The sequence below is a fragment of the Arthrobacter sp. 10N418 genome, assembly GCF_056394725.1.
Genome location: NZ_JBFTIK010000030.1, coordinates 12,572 through 30,380, shown reverse-complemented (window position 1 = coordinate 30,380; position 17,809 = coordinate 12,572). Strand labels below are relative to the sequence as shown.

Sequence of the window (17,809 nt, the reverse complement as noted above, 5' to 3'; positions counted from 1 at the left end):
GAACAGCACGATCACCGGAAGTGGAACCGGCGCCAACCCAGGCGAACCAACAGGCCACACCAGACTGCCCGAAAACAGAAAACAACCGCCCAACAGCCGCGGCCACAAATCAGCGGCCATCAACGAGCACCATGAAAAATCGAGGCTAATTGTCTCTTCGGGCTTTTCCGCGTACAGGTGAGCGCCCGGACCCAACGGACCGGCTGCACATCATCGCCAGGCCACCGCCGCGCAGGGCCAACCACAAGGACCGGCGGTCCTGAACAGCCTCCAACAGGTCGGTGCATTGCGGCTCGCAGCCTCCATAGTCGACGCCTAACGCGCCCGCGGCGGAAGGCTTTCTTCAGCCAAGGACCACACCGGGAACCCCTGCAGGCGGGTTCACCACACCAGGCGAATGGCCGTCGCCTTGCCCGGGCGGCCATTCCTGTCTCATATGGTTGCCTGAGTCGGCGCCGCTTCCACGAGGCTGCCCGCGGGCGACTCGGCAGGAGCGGCTCAGGTGGCCGTGTCAGGGGCCGGTTCGATGAGATCGGCTCCGATATTGCGGACGCTGTTCACCCGGTCGCTGACCACCGTCGGCGTCAGGACCGGTTCTGGAATGGCGTCCAGGATCTAACTGAGGACAACGTGGCCAGGTCCCACCGCCAAAACAGTGAGGACAGCAACGCCGGATACCCAGCAGCTGGATGCGGCGATGACGGGGAAATGACGGCTGAGGCGGCGGGTTAACTGGAGGGAGGGCCACGACAGCAAGGCCCACCAGTTCCTACAACTCGCCCTCGAATCCGGCCGCCTACCGACTGGCCAGGCTCCGAACAGCTCATGATCTGCTCCGGATCAGTTACCAGGTCATGCCGTCTCCCCCGCTTTCCTGCATGAACAGGCATCAGAGCGGTAATTCCGGACCGGCCGCAAACCCTCGGTCGATCTAAAGAACAATCAGCTGGTCATGTTGTACGCGGCCCCGGCCACTATGAAGTAGTGAACGCGAATAACCGGAGGAAGGACTAACGAGGATGAAAACCCAGAAGAGACCCCACAGGGCAGTACGCGGTCCGCCGTAGCGAGCCGCTCCCCCACACAACCGAATAGCCCTTCGGGACCCCACACACCCGGAAAATCAGATCAGAGGCGAGAGTGTGCACAATGTGCACGCGAAATAGCACCAAAACCCATCTGACCTGCGGAAACACTGTGCCCGAGGTGGGACTCGAACCCACACACCTTTCGATACCGCATTTTGAGTGCGGCGCGTCTGCCAATTCCGCCACTCGGGCGCGGATAACACCGGAAGTAATATTCGCAGACCCACGGTGCTGTGAGCAACGCGATCGCTTCCAGTGCGCGGAATTACTCTACATGCAGATAGGCTGAATCCCAGAATCGCGCCAGTGACGCCGCATCGAACCAAGCAGGTCCAAGTACACCAGCGGGCAAAAACCTATGATGGTGTAGTCCCGCCGTACCCTTTCCAAGGAGTTCCCGTGTCAGAACAGACGGAGTCAAGCCCCACTTCCCAGCCGGCGCGCCGCGTGGTCGTCGCCGAGGATGAGACCCTCATCCGCCTGGACATCATCGAGATCCTGCGGGGCGAGGGCTACGACGTCGTCGGCGAGGCGGACAACGGCGAAAAGGCCGTGCAGCTCGCCGAGGAACTCAGGCCTGACCTGGTCCTGATGGACGTCAAGATGCCCATCATGGACGGCATCTCCGCCGCCGAAAAGATCGTCAAGGCCCGCATCGCACCGGTGGTCCTGCTCACCGCTTTCAGCCAGAAGGAACTCGTGGAGCGCGCCCGCGACGCCGGCGCCATGGCGTACGTGGTCAAGCCCTTCACCCCGGCGGACCTCATCCCCGCACTTGAAATCGCGCTCTCCCGTCACGAGGAAATCAAGGCTCTCGAGAGCGAGGTCACCGACCTCCAGGAGCAGTTCGCCACCCGCAAGCTCGTGGAGCGCGCCAAGAGCCTCCTGACCACCAAAATGGGCCTCACGGAACCGGAGGCCTTCCGCTGGATCCAGAAGACGTCCATGGACCGCCGCCTCAGCATGCGCGAGGTCGCCGAGACCATCATCAACCAGGTCAACTAGCGTCTCCCGGACCGGATAGCCGCCATTTTGGCCGCGGCCCGGTCGCAGCAAAAAAACTAAACTAGCCAAAAAAGGGAGGATCCCCGCCCACCGGCGGGGATCCTCCCTTTTGCGTTCAACGGCTCAGAACGAGGGCTGGACCCTGTTCTTCTTCTTCTTTTCCGGCCACGGGCCGAGCTTGTCCTTGGTCACGGCGGCCTCGCCGTGGCTGCCGGCGTCAGCCAGGTCGCCGACCTTGTGGACCTTGAGCAGGTTCGTGGAACCTGCCTTCCCGGGAGGCGAACCGGCGGCGATGACCACCATGTCCCCATCTTCCACGAGGTCCATTTCCAGCAGGCTGCGGTCCACTTGGGCGGTCATCTCGTCGGTGTGGCCCACCATCGGGACCAGGACCGGCTGGATGCCCCAGGTCAGGGCAAGCTGGTTCCAGACGTGCTCCACCGGGGTAAAGGCGAACACCGGCCGGATCGGGCGCAGTCGCGACAGGCGCCGGGCCGAGTCACCGGACTGGGTGAAGGTACAGATGTACTTCGCTTCCAGCTGGTCGGCGATCTCGACGGCGGCACGGGTAATGGCGCCGCCGCGGGTCTTGGGCTTGGTGCCCAGTGGCGGTACGCGCTCCAGGCCGTGGACCTCGGTGGATTCGATGATCCGGGCCATGACCTTGACGGTCTCGATCGGGTACTTGCCCACGCTGGTCTCGCCGGAAAGCATGACTGCGTCGGCGCCGTCGAGCACCGCGTTGGCGCAGTCTGAAGCCTCGGCGCGCGTCGGACGCGGGTTGTCGATCATGGACTCGAGCACCTGGGTGGCCACAATGACCGGCTTGGCCCAGCGGCGGGCCAGTTCGATGGCGCGTTTCTGCACGATCGGCACTTCCTCGAGGGGAAGTTCCACGCCGAGGTCGCCACGGGCCACCATGATGGCGTCGAAGGCGTCGATGATCTCGGGCAGCTGCTCCACGGCCTGCGGCTTTTCGATCTTCGCGATCACCGGGACGCGGCGGCCTTCCTCGTCCATGATTTCGTGTACGCGTTTGATGTCGGAGGCGTCTCGGACGAAGGACAGGGCAACCATGTCCACGCCGCGGCGCATGGCCCAGCGCAGATCGTCCTCGTCCTTTTCGCTCAGCGCGGGCACGTTGACGGCGACGCCGGGCAGGTTGATGCCCTTGTTGTTGGACACCATGCCGCCGACGATCACCTGGGTGACCACCTTGACGTCGTCGACCTCGATGGCGCGCAGGGCAACCTTACCGTCGTCGATCAGCAGGGCGTCGCCCGGGTTGACGTCCTCGGTGAGGCTCTTGAGGGTCGTGGAGCAGATGTCCTTGGTGCCCGGAACGTCCTCGGTGGTGATGGTGAAGGTGTCACCGACGGAGAGGAGGTGCGGGCCGTCGACGAAGCGGCCGAGGCGGATCTTCGGGCCCTGCAGGTCGGCCATGATGGCCACGGCCTTGCCGAGCTGTCCGGCAGCCTTGCGGACGTTCTCGTAGGTGTTGTCGTGCACGGCATAATCGCCGTGGCTCATGTTCATGCGTGCCACGTCGACTCCGGCTTCCAGCACGGCAAGCGTGTTGTCAAAGCTTGCGATTGCCGGTCCGAAAGTGGCCACGATCTTAGCGCGTCTCATATACCTACCCTAGTGGTCTGTTGCTTGGATTGAGTTGAAGCGAGTGTGAATCCCTGATGGCCTGAAGAAACCAGTGACCGGAAGGACTACAGGACGGCCATCGCCCGGTCGGTCGGGGCCACGGGGGCCGGAAGGATGGTGCTGCCCATCAGGAACTTATCCACCGCGGCGGCGCAGGCGCGCCCCTCCGCGATGGCCCAGACAATGAGCGACTGGCCCCGGCCGGCATCTCCGGCGACGAAGATGCCCTCCGTGTTGGTCATGTAGTAGCCGTCGCGGGCCACGTTGCCGCGGCCGTCGAATTCGGCGCTGACCTGCTCGGCAATGCCGGCGGGCTCGGGGCCGGTGAACCCCAGCGAGAGCAGGACGAGGTCGGCGGGGATGATCCGCTCGGTTCCGGCCTTCGGGAGGCGCTTGCCGTCCACGAATTCGGTTTCGGCAACCTTCACGCCGGTAACCTTGCCGTTGTCGCCGACAAACTCCACGGTGGAGGCGAGATAGGTGCGTTCGCCGCCTTCCTCGTGCGCGCTGGCGACCTCGAACAACGTGGGGAACGTGGGCCACGGCTGGTGGCCGGCCCGCTCGACCGGCGGCTGCTTGCCGATGGCCAGCGTGGTCACGGAGGCGGCCTGGTGCCGGTGCGCGGTGCCAAGGCAGTCCGCTCCGGTGTCACCGCCGCCAAGGATCACCACGTGCTTGCCCGCGGCGTGGATCTGGTTCTCCACGCTCTCCCCCGCCACGACCCTGTTGGCCGGCACGAGGTAGTCCATCGCGTAGTGGACGCCCTCGAATTCCCGGCCCGGGATCGGGAGGTCACGCGGGACGGTGGCGCCGGTGGCGACCACGACGGCGTCGTACCGGCGGCGGAGCTGCTCCCAGGTCACATCGGTGCCGACGGCGACGCCGGTCCGGAAGCGGGTGCCTTCGGCCTTCATCTGCTCGAGCCGGCGGTCCACGTGCTCTTTTTCCATCTTGAAGTCGGGGATCCCGTACCGCAGGAGCCCGCCGATCTTGTCGTCGCGCTCATAGACGGCGACCGTGTGGCCCACCCGGGTCAGCTGCTGTGCGACGGCGAGCCCGGCGGGGCCGGATCCGACGACGGCGACTGTCTTGCCGGTGAGGCGCGCGGGCGGCAGCGGGTTGACCCAGCCGTTCTCGAAGGCCTGGTCCACGATGGAAACCTCGACCTGCTTGATAGTCACGGCAGGCTGGTTGATGCCCAGCACGCAGGACGACTCGCACGGCGCAGGGCACAGGCGGCCCGTGAACTCGGGGAAGTTGTTGGTGGCATGCAGCCGCTCCATTGCTTCCTCGCCTTTGTCCCGCCAGATGAGGTCGTTCCATTCCGGAATGAGGTTGCCCAGCGGGCAGCCCTGGTGGCAGAACGGGACACCGCAATCCATGCAGCGGCCGGCCTGGCTCTTCAGGACACCCTTTTCCTGGGCCTCGTAGACTTCCTTCCAGTCCATGATCCGGACGGGAACGGGGCGGCGTGGCTGGGTTTCACGCTGGCGTACTTTCAGAAATCCGCGTGGGTCAGCCACCGGTCACCTCCAGGATTCGAGACCAAACTTCTTCGCCGTCAGGGTCCAGGCCCTCTTCGATGGCGTCAAGACGGGTTTGCAGGACGGCCGCATAGTCGCGCGGCAGGACCTTGGTAATGCGGGCTGCGGTGTCATCGAAGTTCTCGAGCAGGCGGGCCGCGAGGAGCGACTCCGTCTCCTCGCGGTGCTTGACGAGCAGCCCGTGGACGATTTCGCGGTCCTCGGCGTCGAGCTCGCGCAGCTGCAGCTCGCCGGATTCGAGGGCCTGCTTGTTGACGCGGGTGGTCTGCAGGTCCAGGACGTAGGCCGTGCCGCCGGACATGCCGGCACCGAAGTTGCGGCCGGTGCGTCCGATGATGAGCGCCTGGCCGCCGGTCATGTACTCGCAGCCGTGGTCGCCGATTCCTTCGGCCACCGCGGTGGCACCGGAGTTGCGGACCATGAAGCGTTCGCCCACCTGACCGCGGAGGAACAGCTCGCCGCTCGTGGCGCCGTAGCCGATCACGTTTCCGGCGATCACGTTGCGCTCCGCCGCGAAGACGTTGGTGCGGTCCGGCCGTACGATGATCCGCCCGCCGGAGAGCCCCTTGCCGACGTAGTCGTTGGAGTCGCCGAACATGCGCAGCGTTATGCCGGCCGGCAGGAACGCACCGAGCGACTGCCCGGCCGTACCGGTCAGCGTGATGTCGATCGTGTCGGTCGCAAGTACATCGGTGCTGAACGTCTTGGTGACTACGTGTCCCAGCATGGTGCCGACCGAGCGGTCCGTGTTGATGACGTCGACGGCGATCTTCACCGGCGTCCGGTCGCTCAGGGCCTCGGCGGCCATGGCGATCAGCCGCTGGTCGAAGTGCTTGTCGAGCTCGTGGTTCTGGCTCGTGAGGTTGCGCAGCGGGGCGTCGTCGTCGAACTCGAGTCCGTGCAGGATCGGGTCCAGGTCCAGCCCGTCGGCCTTCCAGTGGTTGATCGCCCCACGGGTGTCGAGCATCTCGGCGTGGCCGATCGCTTCCTCGATGCTCCGGAAACCGAGCTCCGCCAGGATCTCGCGGACCTCCTCGGCAAGGAACTCAAAGAAGTTGACCACGAATTCCGGCTTGCCGCTGAAGCGGGACCGCAGCTCGGGGTTCTGCGTCGCGACGCCTACCGGACAGGTGTCGAGGTGGCAGACGCGCATCATGATGCAACCCGAGACCACGAGCGGGGCCGTGGCGAAACCGAACTCCTCGCCGCCGAGCAGCGCGGCAATCACGACGTCGCGTCCGGTCTTGAGCTGGCCGTCGACCTGCACCACCACACGGTCGCGCAGGCCGTTGAGCATGAGGGTCTGCTGCGTCTCGGCGAGACCCAACTCCCACGGGACACCGGCGTGCTTGAGCGAGTTCAGCGGCGAGGCGCCGGTGCCGCCGTCGTGCCCGGAGACCAGGACGACGTCGGCCTTGGCTTTCGTGACGCCGGCGGCGACTGTGCCGATCCCCACTTCGGAGACGAGCTTGACGTGCACCCGGGCCGAGGGGTTAGCCCGCTTGGCGTCGTAGATCAGCTGCGCGAGGTCCTCGATCGAGTAGATGTCGTGGTGCGGGGGCGGGGAGATAAGCCCGACGCCGGGGGTTGAGTGCCGTGTACGGGCGACCCACGGGTAGACCTTCTGCGCCATGAGCTGGCCGCCTTCGCCGGGCTTGGCACCCTGCGCCATCTTGATCTGGATGTCGTCGGCGTTGGACAGGTACAGGCTCGTGACGCCGAAGCGGCCCGAGGCGATCTGCTTGACCGCGGAACGGCGGGCGGGATCGAGCAGGCGGTCCACGTCCTCGCCGCCCTCGCCGGTGTTGGACTTGCCGCCCAGCCGGTTCATGGCGATCGCGAGGGTCTCGTGCGCTTCCTGCGAGATCGAGCCGTAGCTCATGGCACCGGTGGAGAAGCGCTTGACGATGCTGGAGACGGACTCCACGTCCTCCAGCGGCACAGCGGGACGGAGCCCGGACTTGAACTTCAGGAGCCCGCGGAGGGTCATGAGGTTCTCGGACTGGTCGTCGACGCCGCGGGTGTAGGACTTGAAGATGTCGTAGCGGCGCTCACGCGTGGCGTGCTGCAGCCGGAACACGGTCTCCGGGTTGAACAGGTGGGGTTCCCCGTCGCGGCGCCACTGGTACTCGCCGCCGCCCATCAGGGGCTGGTGCGGCAGTTCGATGCCGCCCTCCGGATAGGCCATGCGGTGCCGTGCCGAGACTTCCGCGGCGATGACGTCGAGCCCGACGCCGCCGAGCTGGGAGTGGGTTCCGGAAAAGAACTCGTCCACGAGGTCCTGGCCAAGGCCGAGGGCTTCGAAGGTCTGCGCACCCGTGTAGGAGGCAACTGTGGAGATGCCCATCTTGGACATGATCTTCAGGACGCCCTTGCCGAGGCCCTTGATGAGGTTGTAGACGCCGTCCTGCGGGGTGACACCGACAACGTCGCCGCTGCTGATGAGCTGCTCGACGGACTCCATAGCCAGGTACGGGTTCACGGCGGAGGCGCCGTAGCCGATAAGCACGGCCACGTGGTGTGTCTCGCGGACGTCGCCGGCCTCGACGACGAGCGCCGTCTTGGTGCGGTTGGCGCTGCGCAGCAGGTGGTGGTGCACGGCACTGACGAGCAGCAGCGACGGGATCGGCGCCCACTGGGCGTTCGAGTCACGGTCCGAGAGCACGATGTACTGGATACCCCGGTTGATGGCACCGGAGACCTGCTCGCAGATTTCGGTGAGCCGGGCCCGGAGGGCGTGCTCGCCGCCTTCGGGACGGTACAGCCCGCGGACCTTCATGGCGACCCTGTCGCCGTCGGCGGACTCGATGTTGGCGATCTTGGCGAGCTGGTCATTGTTGATCACGGGGAACGGCAGCGAAACCTGGGGCTGGCGGACCTGTTTGGTGTCCAGCAGGTTGCCGTTGGGGCCGATCGCACAGGTCAGGGAGGTGACGAGCTCCTCGCGGATGGCGTCCAGCGGCGGGTTGGTGACCTGGGCGAAGGACTGCACGAAGTAGTCGAAGAGCAGCCGGGGGCGTTTGGACAGAACGGCCACCGGGGTGTCGGACCCCATGGCGCCGAGCGGCTCGGCGCCGGTGCGGGCCATCGGACCGAGCAGGATCTTCAGTTCCTCGGTGGTGTAGCCGAAGGTCCGCTGGCGGATGTTCACCGACGCGGCGGTGTGCATAACGTGCTCGCGCTCCGGCAGGTCCTTGAGGTCGATCAGGTTGTCCTTGACCCACTCTGCCCACGGGTTGGCGGCGGCGACCTCGGCCTTGACCTCGGCGTCGTCGATGATCCGGCCGGCCTCGGTGTCCACGAGGAACATCTTGCCGGGCGAAACGCGGCCCTTCTTGACCACCTTGGAAGGTTCGACGTCGATCACGCCGACCTCGGAGGCGAAGATGATGAGCCCGTCCTCGGTGATCCAGAACCGGCCGGGGCGCAGGCCGTTGCGGTCCAGGGTGGCGCCGACGAGGTTGCCGTCCGTGAAGGAGACGGCGGCGGGGCCGTCCCACGGCTCCATCAGCATGGAGTGGTACTCGTAGAACGCACGGCGGGCCGGATCCATGGTGGCGTGGTTCTCCCACGCCTCCGGGATCATCATCATGATCGAGTGTGTGATCGGCCGGCCGGAAAGCCAGAGCAGCTCCGCCACCTCGTCGAAGGACGCGGAGTCAGAGGCGCCCGGGGTGCAGATGGGGTAGAGCTCTTCCGGGGAATCCCCCAGCAGCGGGTTGGCCAGCTGCGACTGCCTCGCCCGCATCCAGTTGCGGTTGCCCTTGACGGTGTTGATTTCGCCGTTGTGGGCGATGGTGCGGAAAGGCTGGGCCAGCGGCCAGGACGGGAAGGTGTTGGTGGAGAAACGCGAGTGGACGATCGCGAGCTTGGTCTTGAAGCGCTTGTCCGAGAGGTCCGGGTAGAACGGCTCCAGCTGGGCCGTAGTGAGCATGCCTTTATAGACGATGGTCCGTGAGGAGAGGGAAGGGAAGTACACGCCGAACTTGTTCTGGGCGCGCTTGCGGATCCGCCAGGCCCGCGAATCGAGCTCGTTGCGCTCGAGGGTTTCCCCGGTGCTCGAGGCGAAGAACGGCTGGGAGAAGTGCGGCATGCAAGCCCGCGCCATGGCACCGACGAGGTCCGCCACGATAGGGACCTCGCGCCAGCCGAGGACCGTGAGGCCTTCGTCGGCGGCGAGCCCCTCGATGCCGGCCCTCGCGGCGTCGGATTCGCGCTGCTCGGCCGGGAGGAATGCGGTGCCTACCACGTACTGGCCGGGGGCCGGCAGTTCGAAGTCGGTGACTGCGCGGAAGAACTCGTCGGGCACCTGCATGAGGAGGCCGGCACCGTCGCCGGTTCCTTCGTCGGCGCCTACGGCGCCGCGGTGCTCGAGGTTGCGGAGTGCTGTCAGGGCCGCATCGACGATGTCGTAGCCCGGTTCGCCGCGGAGGGTGGCGATGATGGCCAGACCGCAGGCGTCCTTCTCATTCTCCGGGTTGTAGAGCCCCGCTGCTGCCGGCATCGCCGCGAAGCGCTGGAACGGTGACATGGCAGACGCGGGCTGGTCCGGCTCGGACCAGCTGGGGCTGTGAAGAGTTTGGGTCATGGGAGACGTCCTTCCTCCTGATCGTGCGTATGGGAGGGACAACATTGGCCCCACTCAGGGCGCCGGTGTGACGGGCGCAACAGAGTGTTTTACTTACTGGAATTGTAGGCCAGCCCGGCCTGCTGAACTAACAGTTACGCGGGCCGCCGGCCCGGCTTGCGCGGAAGGCAGCTGTCTGCTTCCGTAACAAGCCCTCCTGCCACGACGCTGTGGAAACGGGCGCTGCGAGCGGTGGCTCCGCAGCCCCGGATGCCGGCGCTGACCTACTTGGTGCCGTCAGCCTCCGGCGCGGATCCGGTGGCCTGGTGGCCGGATACTCCGGCCTCCGGTACTCCGGTGGCGGGGTTGTCTCCGCCGGTGGATTCCTGTGACGCTTCCGCTGGCGCGGAAGCGTGGCCTGGTCCGCTTTGGTTAGTTCGGAGATTATCACGGGATTCACTATCTGAGACAGCGGAGTCCGCATGGCGGACAGGGACCGCGACCCTCTCGGCAGCGGCGTCGACGCCGTCGGCGCCGTCGTGCTTGGTGGCATCCTCGGCGTCGTCCTCGACGGTGTCCTCGGCGGGGGCATCCGTCGTGGCTGCGGCGCCCTCCGCGTCCGCTGCCGGTTCGCGTCCGGGCAGGTACACGGTGTCCAGTTCGGCGCGCTTGCGCAGTCCAAGGACAACGAAGATGATGACGGCGCCGAGGAGGACGAAGATGCTGGTCCAGACGTTGAGCCGCGTGGTGATGCCGAAGAGACTGATCTGTTCGGCGTCGTCGATGCGCATGGCCTCGATCCACACCCTGCCCAGCGTGTAGTAGATGGCGTAGAGCCAGAAGAGGCGGCTGCGCCGGAAGTTGAACTTGCGGTCCAGGGCCAGCAGGATCACGACGCCGGCCAGGTTCCACAGGGACTCGTAGAGGAACGTCGGGTGGAATAGCGTGTCCGCCGGCATGCCTGCGGGGAAGTTCGGGCTGTTGGGATCGATCTGCAGCCCCCACGGCAGCGTGGTGGGGCCGCCGAACAGTTCCTGGTTGAAGTAGTTGCCCCACCGGCCGATCGCCTGGGCCAGCAACAGCCCGGGCGCCGCGGCGTCCATGAAGGCGCTCAGCTTGACCCCGGCGCGGCGGCAGCCGATCCAGGCCCCGACGGCGCCCAGGAGGACGGCGCCCCAGATGCCCAGGCCGCCGCGCTGGATTTGCGGGATCAGGGACAGGTCACCTGTGCCGTTGAAGCCGGGGCCGAAGTAGGCGTCCGGCGAGGACACCACGTGGTAGAGCCGGCCGCCGATGATGCCGAAGGGGATCGCCCAGATCGCGATGTCCCAGACGCTGCCCTCCGGGGCCCCGCGCTTCGCCCATCGGACGGAGGTGAGCCAGAGGCCGGCGATGATGCCGGCCAGGATGCACAGGGCGTAAGCATGGATGCGCAGGGACCCCCACGGCAGCGGGATGTCGAATCCGGACCAGCTGGGGCTCGGAATGCTCGCGGGAATCATCGCCGCCGCGTGGAGGAGTGACTGCATTGCTTACGCTTCTTCCCTGGTAAGGCCGGTGCTGAGGTCTTTGGTCAAGGACGCTACCGCATCCACGCCGCCGTCGCGGATGGCCGCGACGAGGGCGGTGCCCACGATCACGCCGTCCGCATAGGCGGCGATCTCCCGGACGTGGCCGGCGTTGGAAACGCCAAGGCCGACGCAGACACGCTCGGCGCCGGCTGCGTGCGCGGCGGCGACGACATCCTTGGCCGCGGTGCTGACGGACGTGCGCGCACCGGTTACGCCCATGATGGAGACGGCGTAGACGAAGCCGCGGCTGGCCAGGACGGTGCGCTTCATGCGCTCCGCTGAGGACGACGGTGCCACAAGGAACACCCGGTCCAGGCCGTACTTGTCCGAGGCCGCCATCCATTCGGCGGCTTCATCCGGAATCAGGTCCGGGGTGATGAGCCCGGCTCCCCCGGCCTCGGCCAGGCTGCGCGAGAACTCGTCTACGCCCATCCGGACAACGGGGTTCCAGTAGGTCATGACAAGGACGGCGGCATCGGTCTTGCTCGTGATGCCGCGCACGACGTCGAACACCTGGCGGACGTGGAAGCCGTTGGTCAGGGCCTCGGTGGTCGCTGCCTGGATGACCGGGCCGTCCATGACGGGATCGGAATACGGGATCCCGATCTCGATGAGGTCGGCGCCGTTTTCGGCCAGTGCGATGCCGGCGGCGATCGTGTCTTCAACGCTCGGGTAGCCGGCGGGAAGGTAGCCGATCAGGGCAGCGCGGCCCTGCGCTTTGGCGCGGTCGATGGCCGCCGCCGATTTGCTGGCCTGGCTGGATGCGGTCTGGCTGGTGCCGGATTCAACGGTGCTCACAATTGTTCCCCCTCTTTGGCGATTTCGGCTTCGGGCGAGTCCTTGTCCAGCAGGTTGAACCATTCCGCGGCCGTGGCCACGTCCTTGTCGCCGCGCCCGGACAGGTTCACGAGCACGATCTTCTCGGCTGCGTTGCCTGCCCCGTTACCTTCGGCGGCAAGACGCTGGCCCACCTTGATGGCGCCGGCAAGGGCGTGGGCGGATTCGATGGCCGGGATGATGCCCTCGGTGCGGCAAAGCAGCCGGAAAGCTTCCATGGCTTCACTGTCAGTGATGGGCTCGTAGCTGACGCGTCCGATGTCGGCGAGGTAGGAGTGCTCCGGGCCGACCCCGGGGTAGTCCAGGCCTGCCGAGATGGAGTGCGACTCGATGGTCTGGCCGTCGTCGTCCTGCATCAGGTAGGAGCGGGCGCCGTGCAGCACGCCGGGCTTGCCGAGCGTGATGGTGGCGGCGTGGCGTCCGGTTTCGACGCCGTCGCCGCCGGCCTCGAAACCGTAGATCTTCACGGCGGGGTCATCCAGGAAGCCGTGGAAGATGCCGATAGCGTTCGAGCCGCCGCCGATGCAGGCGCAGACGGCGTCGGGCAGCCTGCCGGTCTGTTCCAGGATCTGGGCGCGGGCCTCCTCGCCGATGACCTCGTGGAAGTACCGGACCATAGCGGGGAACGGGTGGGCGCCGGCGGCGGTGCCGAGCAGGTAGTGGGTGTTGTCCACGTTGGCGACCCAGTCGCGGAGGGCCTCGTTGATGGCGTCCTTGAGCGTCTGGGAACCGTTGGTCACGGGGATGACGGTCGCGCCGAGGAGTTCCATGCGGGCCACGTTGAGGGCCTGACGGCGGCAGTCCTCGGCGCCCATGTATACGACGCATTCCAGGCCCAGCAGGGCGGCGGCAGTGGCGCTGGCGACGCCGTGCTGGCCTGCGCCGGTCTCGGCGATGATGCGGGTCTTGCCCATCCGCTTGGCGAGGAGCGCCTGGCCGAGGACGTTGTTGATTTTGTGCGAGCCCGTGTGGTTGAGATCTTCGCGTTTGAGGAAGATCCGGACTCCCCCGGCGTGTTCTGAGAAGCGCTTCGCCTCGGTCAGCAGGGAGGGCCTGCCGGAGTAGTTCTTGTTCAGATCGGCGATCTGCGCGACGAACCCGGGATCGGCTTTGGCTTTCTCGAACGTGTCCTCAAGCTCGTCCAGGGCCGCGATGAGCGACTCGGGCATCCACCGGCCGCCGTAGGAGCCGAAGTACGGTCCCGGGGCATGCCGCAAGGACTGTCCGCCCTGCAGAAACGCGTCCACGGCGTTTTCGTCTGAGCCGGCTGCTGGCGCATCGACCATCAGTCTCACCATCCTGTTCCACTGCTAGCTATGAGGATCTGCCGGGCAGATCCGCTAATAATCCTGTGCCCCGCGGTCCGGTGCCGCGGTCCGGTGCCCGCCGCCGGAGCGGCAGAGCCACGGCCGGCCCGTGCCGGACGGGTATGTCAGGCGCGTGCTGCGATTGCCGTCGCTCCGGCGGCCATGAATTCGGCGATCCGCTCCCGGGGCGTCGAATCGCTGACGAGCGCCTCGCCGACCAGGACCGCGTTGGCGCCGTTGGCCGCGTAGTGCCGGACGTCCTCGATATCCCGCACGCCGGACTCGGCGACAACGAGCGCCCCGGCCGGCATACCTCCGGCGAGCTCGGCGAAGACCGAGCGGTCGACGTCGAGCGTCTTGAGGTTGCGCACGTTGACGCCGATGATCCGCGCATCGGCGGCGATGGCGCGCCGGATTTCTTCAGCTGTGTGCGTCTCCACGAGCACATTCATGCCGAGCTCGCGGCTGAGGGCCGTGAACTCGCGCAGTTGTGCGTCGGAGAGGGCGGCAACGATCAGCAGGATGAGGTCGGCACCGTGGGCGCGGGCCTCCCAGATCTGGTACTCATCGAGCATGAAGTCCTTGCGCAGCAGCGGGATGTCCACAGCGGCCCGGACGGCGTCGAGGTCGGCCAGCGAACCGTTGAAGCGGCGCTGTTCGGTCAGGACGCTGATCACAGCGGCGCCGCCGTCGGCGTACTGCACGGCGAGGGACGCGGGGTCCACAATGCTGGCGAGGTCGCCCTTGGAGGGGCTGCGGCGCTTTATTTCGGCAATGACCTTCAGCTGGTCCCGCCGGGCGGAGGCGCCGCCGAGGGCAGCCCAGGCGTCGCGGGCGGGAGCGGCCGCTGCGGCCCGCTCCTTCAGTTCTGCGAGCGTGACGAGTCGCTGGCGGGCCTCCATATCCTCCCTGACACCGGCGTTGATGTCGTCGAGAACGCTCACTCTTAGTGGCCGGAGTTCTTCAGCTTGCTGCCGCCGACGCCGTAGCCGGCCTTGCGCATGACCCAGCCGGCGAGCAGGCCGATCACCATGACAACGGCGCCGGCGATGAAGATGGGGGTGCTGGCGATGACGAAGGCGATCGCGGCGATGAGGGCGCCGACCAGCATGATGATCACGCACGTCCACGCGGCCGGGCTGTTGCCGTGACCCGGCGCTTCGCTGTGGTCGACGTCGTCGTAGACGCCTGCCGGCGCGGCGGGCGTGGATGTGGAAACAGTGGCTTTGCTCATTGAAATCTCCTCAGGATGAATGCTGCTTACATTCTGCCATTTTTTGGCGGCGTTATTTGGCCGCGATATTGGCCGCGTCCGCGGCGTGGCCTCAGGTGGGATCGTCCCCGCGCGAGAGCCGGTCCCAGCTCTCAATGTCGTCCGGCGGCCCGGCGGGCGCGGAGGCACTGCCCGCGGCGCTGCCGGCGGGTGCGGCGTCATACTTGGTGCGGCTCCGCCAGTAGCGTCCCGCCGGCACGATCACCAATGCGCCGAGCCCCAGCAGGGAACCGGCGACGACGGCGAGGACGGGGAACGCCGTGACGTCCACCTGAACGCTGCTGCCGCTGATCCCGGTGGCGGCGGCGATGGAGCCCTGCGACGCGGCCAGCGGATCGGCCAGCACCACCGCAGCCGCGCCGACGATGCCGGCGGCTGCCAGGAGGATGATCACCGTGATGACCCAGCGGGCGATGCGGCCGGCAATCGAGGCGGCGAGTCCCCCGGCGAGGGCCACGAGGGCCAGCGCCGTCACGGTGGTGGCTGCCTTGCTGCCCTGGACCTGCAGGCCGTCCGGGCCGCTGACGGCCTGCCCCAGCTGGCCGGGATCCAGGTGGACCGTGAGCCAGGTCTGCGTGGTGGTGCCGAAGACGGCCAGCGCGAGGGCGGCGATGGCAAGAACGAGAGTGCCTTTTCGGGCCCAGCGCGGGACGGCGGGGGGTTTGCTGCTCTTCACCATGGACTCCGGCACGATCGCCGGGCCGCTGTTTGCGGAGTTGTCCTCGGCCGCCATCAGTTGCCCGCCCCGGAGGGGGTGGCGCCGGCGCCGGCGCTGGGGGTGGCGTCGGGAACGGAGTCGGCCGTGATGTTGTGCAGGGACCCGGCGGTGTGCACGGCCCGGAGCGGGGCAGCGGCCTTGTTGACTGTTTCCTGGGCTTCCGTGGGGTTGACGGAATCGGCGACGATGCCGCCGCCGGCCTGCACGTAGGCGCGGCCTTCCCGGAGGAGGGCCGAGCGGATCGCGATCGCCATGTCCATGTCCCCGGCGAAGTCGAGGTAGCCCACGACGCCGCCGTAGATGCCGCGGCGGTGCGGTTCGAGCTCGTCCAGGAGGCGGAGCGCCCGCGGCTTGGGGGCGCCCGAGAGCGTCCCCGCCGGGAAGGTGGCCTTGAGGACGTCGTAGGCTTTGGCGCCCGGCGCCAGTTTCCCGACGACGGTGGAGACGAGGTGCATGATGTGGCTGAAGCGTTCCACTTCCATGAACTGCGTGACATCCACGGAGCCGGCAACGCAGACCTTGGAGAGGTCATTGCGGGAAAGATCGACCAGCATCAGGTGCTCGGCGCGTTCCTTCTCGTCAGCGAGCAGTTCCTCGGCGAGGGCCTTGTCCGCTTCGACGGTCTTGCCGCGCGGACGGGACCCGGCGATGGGGTGGGTGATGACTTCCTCGCCCGTCACGGTCACGAGGGCCTCCGGCGAGGAGCCGACGATCGAGTACTGGCGGCCGGCTGCGTCCTCGAGGCTGAAGATGTACATGTACGGGCTGGGGTTCGTGTTCCGCAGCACCCGGTAGACGTCCAGGGGGTCGGCGCCGCATTCCATTTCGAACCGGCGCGAAATCACCACCTGGAAGACCTCGCCGTCGACGATGGCCTCTTTGCCGCGGTCCAGGGCCGCCAGGTACCCGCTCTCGTCCCAGCGTTCCTGCACGCTCGAGGCGAAATCCAGGGCGGCGGTTTCGAGTACGGAGACGGGCTGCTCCACGGGGGCGCTGACCTTCGCCAGCAGCGCCTTGACGCGGGCGACGGCGTCGTGCCAGGCGTCGTCCACGCGTTCGGAGCTGTTATCGAAGTTGATGGCGTTGGCGATCAGCAGGACGGTGCCGTCCATGTTGTCGTGCACGGCCATATCCGTCACAAGGTTCAGGGCCATTTCGGGCAGCTCAAGATCGTCTTCCGGCGGGCTGGTCAGCTTCTCCCAGTGACGGACCGTTTCCCAGCCGAGGAACCCGACCAGGCCGGACGTGAACGGCGGCAGCCCATCGAAGCGGTCCGTGCGGAGGGCCTCGATGGTGTCGCGGACGGCGTCCACCGGACTGCCGTCCAGCGGGACGCCGACCGGAGGTTCGCCGAGCCAGCGCGCCTGGCCGTCTTTGGTGGTCAGCGTGGCCCGGGAGCGTGCGCCGATGAAGGAGTAGCGGGACCAGGAACCGCCGACAGCCGCGGATTCCATCAGGAAGGTTCCGGGCTGGCCGTGGGCGAGCTTGCGGTAGAGCCCGATCGGGGTTTCGGCGTCAGCGAGCACCTTCAGCCGCACGGGGATGACGCGGCTGTGGCCTGCGAGTTCACGGAACTCCTCCAGGCCCGGGCTGATGATTCCAAGGTCCTGCATGGCTGTGGTTTCCGCCTGTTCTTTCAGTTCTGAAGGTGGGGGGTGGCTGAGTGGTGATCGGCCGCGGGGTTGCAGCTCCAGCGTGTGGAGCCGCGGGCCGGCGCGCTAGCCCTGGCCGATGACGGCGTCGAGATCGCGCCCGTCGAAGCAGGTCCGGGTGCCGGTGTGGCAGGCTGCGCCGACTTGGTCGACACGGACCAGCAGCGCATCGCCGTCGCAGTCCATGGCCAGTGACTTCACCCATTGCACATGGCCTGAGGTGTCCCCCTTCCGCCAGTACTCCTGGCGGGACCTGGAATAAAACGTCACGCGTCCGGTCGTCATGGTCCGGTGGAGTGCTTCGTCATCCATCCAGCCCAGCATCAGGACCTCGTTCGTGTCGAACTGCTGGACGATCGCGGCCACCAGGCCGGCGCTGTCCCGCTTCAGGGCGTCGCCAAGTGCGGCCGGAAGGGGGCCCGAGGGCGCGGCCGGAACGGGGACGGCCTTTCCGCCGGCGGTGCTTCCGCCAGTGGCGGGTCCGTTGACGGCGGGTCCATTGACGGCGGGTCCATTAACAGGGGCGGGGGCGGGCTGCTCAGACATCAGGTCAAGTCTAGTGCCTACCGGCACTGCGACGATCTGTCCGCCCGC

General features: G+C 67.0%; 12 protein-coding genes and 1 tRNA gene. 1 reads left to right on the top strand and 12 read right to left on the bottom strand.

The window, feature by feature from the left end; all coding sequences use genetic code 11:
- Positions 1 to 1,198: 1,198 nt before the first annotated feature.
- Positions 1,199 to 1,280 (bottom strand) — tRNA-Leu (locus AC1DCZ_RS17660).
- Positions 1,281 to 1,487: 207 nt separating this feature from the next.
- Between AC1DCZ_RS17660 and AC1DCZ_RS17655 the strand changes: the two genes are divergently transcribed.
- Positions 1,488 to 2,093: an ANTAR domain-containing response regulator gene (locus tag AC1DCZ_RS17655; RefSeq protein WP_476975745.1), complete on the top strand. Its 606-nt coding sequence runs from the start codon at positions 1,488 to 1,490 to the stop codon at positions 2,091 to 2,093.
- 123 nt (positions 2,094 to 2,216) lie between these two features.
- Here AC1DCZ_RS17655 and pyk read toward each other — a convergent pair whose 3' ends face one another.
- From pyk to hisI, 11 genes are all read right to left on the bottom strand, one after another.
- A complete protein-coding gene (pyk, locus tag AC1DCZ_RS17650) occupies positions 2,217 to 3,725 on the bottom strand; it encodes a pyruvate kinase (protein ID WP_476896938.1) in 1,509 nt (502 codons plus the stop codon).
- An 86-nt stretch (positions 3,726 to 3,811) separates the two neighbouring features.
- Positions 3,812 to 5,269, bottom strand: a complete 1,458-nt coding sequence (locus tag AC1DCZ_RS17645) for a glutamate synthase subunit beta (protein WP_476896937.1) — start codon at positions 5,267 to 5,269, stop codon at positions 3,812 to 3,814.
- A complete protein-coding gene (gene gltB / locus AC1DCZ_RS17640; RefSeq protein ID WP_476975744.1) occupies positions 5,262 to 9,878 on the bottom strand; it encodes a glutamate synthase large subunit in 4,617 nt (1,538 codons plus the stop codon). Before gltB ends, AC1DCZ_RS17645 begins: the two co-directional genes overlap by 8 nt.
- A gap of 263 nt (positions 9,879 to 10,141) precedes the next feature.
- The gene (gene lgt / locus AC1DCZ_RS17635) at positions 10,142 to 11,386 is read right to left on the bottom strand and encodes a prolipoprotein diacylglyceryl transferase (RefSeq protein ID WP_476975743.1); all 1,245 of its coding nucleotides are present in this window, start codon (positions 11,384 to 11,386) and stop codon (positions 10,142 to 10,144) included.
- A gap of 3 nt (positions 11,387 to 11,389) precedes the next feature.
- Entirely contained in the window at positions 11,390 to 12,226 is an 837-nt protein-coding gene (gene trpA, locus AC1DCZ_RS17630) for a tryptophan synthase subunit alpha (protein ID WP_476896934.1), read from the bottom strand.
- Positions 12,223 to 13,551: a tryptophan synthase subunit beta gene (gene trpB, locus AC1DCZ_RS17625; RefSeq protein ID WP_476896933.1), complete on the bottom strand. Its 1,329-nt coding sequence runs from the start codon at positions 13,549 to 13,551 to the stop codon at positions 12,223 to 12,225. Before trpB ends, trpA begins: the two co-directional genes overlap by 4 nt.
- Before the next feature lie 146 nt (positions 13,552 to 13,697).
- Positions 13,698 to 14,516, bottom strand: a complete 819-nt coding sequence (gene trpC / locus AC1DCZ_RS17620) for an indole-3-glycerol phosphate synthase TrpC (protein ID WP_476975742.1) — start codon at positions 14,514 to 14,516, stop codon at positions 13,698 to 13,700.
- Between the two features lie 2 nt (positions 14,517 to 14,518).
- The gene (locus AC1DCZ_RS17615) at positions 14,519 to 14,806 is read right to left on the bottom strand and encodes an HGxxPAAW family protein (protein ID WP_476975741.1); all 288 of its coding nucleotides are present in this window, start codon (positions 14,804 to 14,806) and stop codon (positions 14,519 to 14,521) included.
- A 91-nt stretch (positions 14,807 to 14,897) separates the two neighbouring features.
- Complete coding sequence (locus tag AC1DCZ_RS17610) at positions 14,898 to 15,524, bottom strand: Trp biosynthesis-associated membrane protein (RefSeq protein ID WP_476975746.1); 627 nt, start codon at positions 15,522 to 15,524, stop codon at positions 14,898 to 14,900.
- Between the two features lie 53 nt (positions 15,525 to 15,577).
- Positions 15,578 to 17,176 carry an anthranilate synthase component I gene (locus AC1DCZ_RS17605; protein ID WP_476975740.1) on the bottom strand — a complete coding sequence of 533 codons (1,599 nt, stop codon included), beginning with the start codon at positions 17,174 to 17,176 and terminating at the stop codon, positions 15,578 to 15,580.
- A 105-nt stretch (positions 17,177 to 17,281) separates the two neighbouring features.
- The gene (gene hisI / locus AC1DCZ_RS17600; RefSeq protein ID WP_476975739.1) at positions 17,282 to 17,761 is read right to left on the bottom strand and encodes a phosphoribosyl-AMP cyclohydrolase; all 480 of its coding nucleotides are present in this window, start codon (positions 17,759 to 17,761) and stop codon (positions 17,282 to 17,284) included.
- Positions 17,762 to 17,809: the final 48 nt, after the last annotated feature.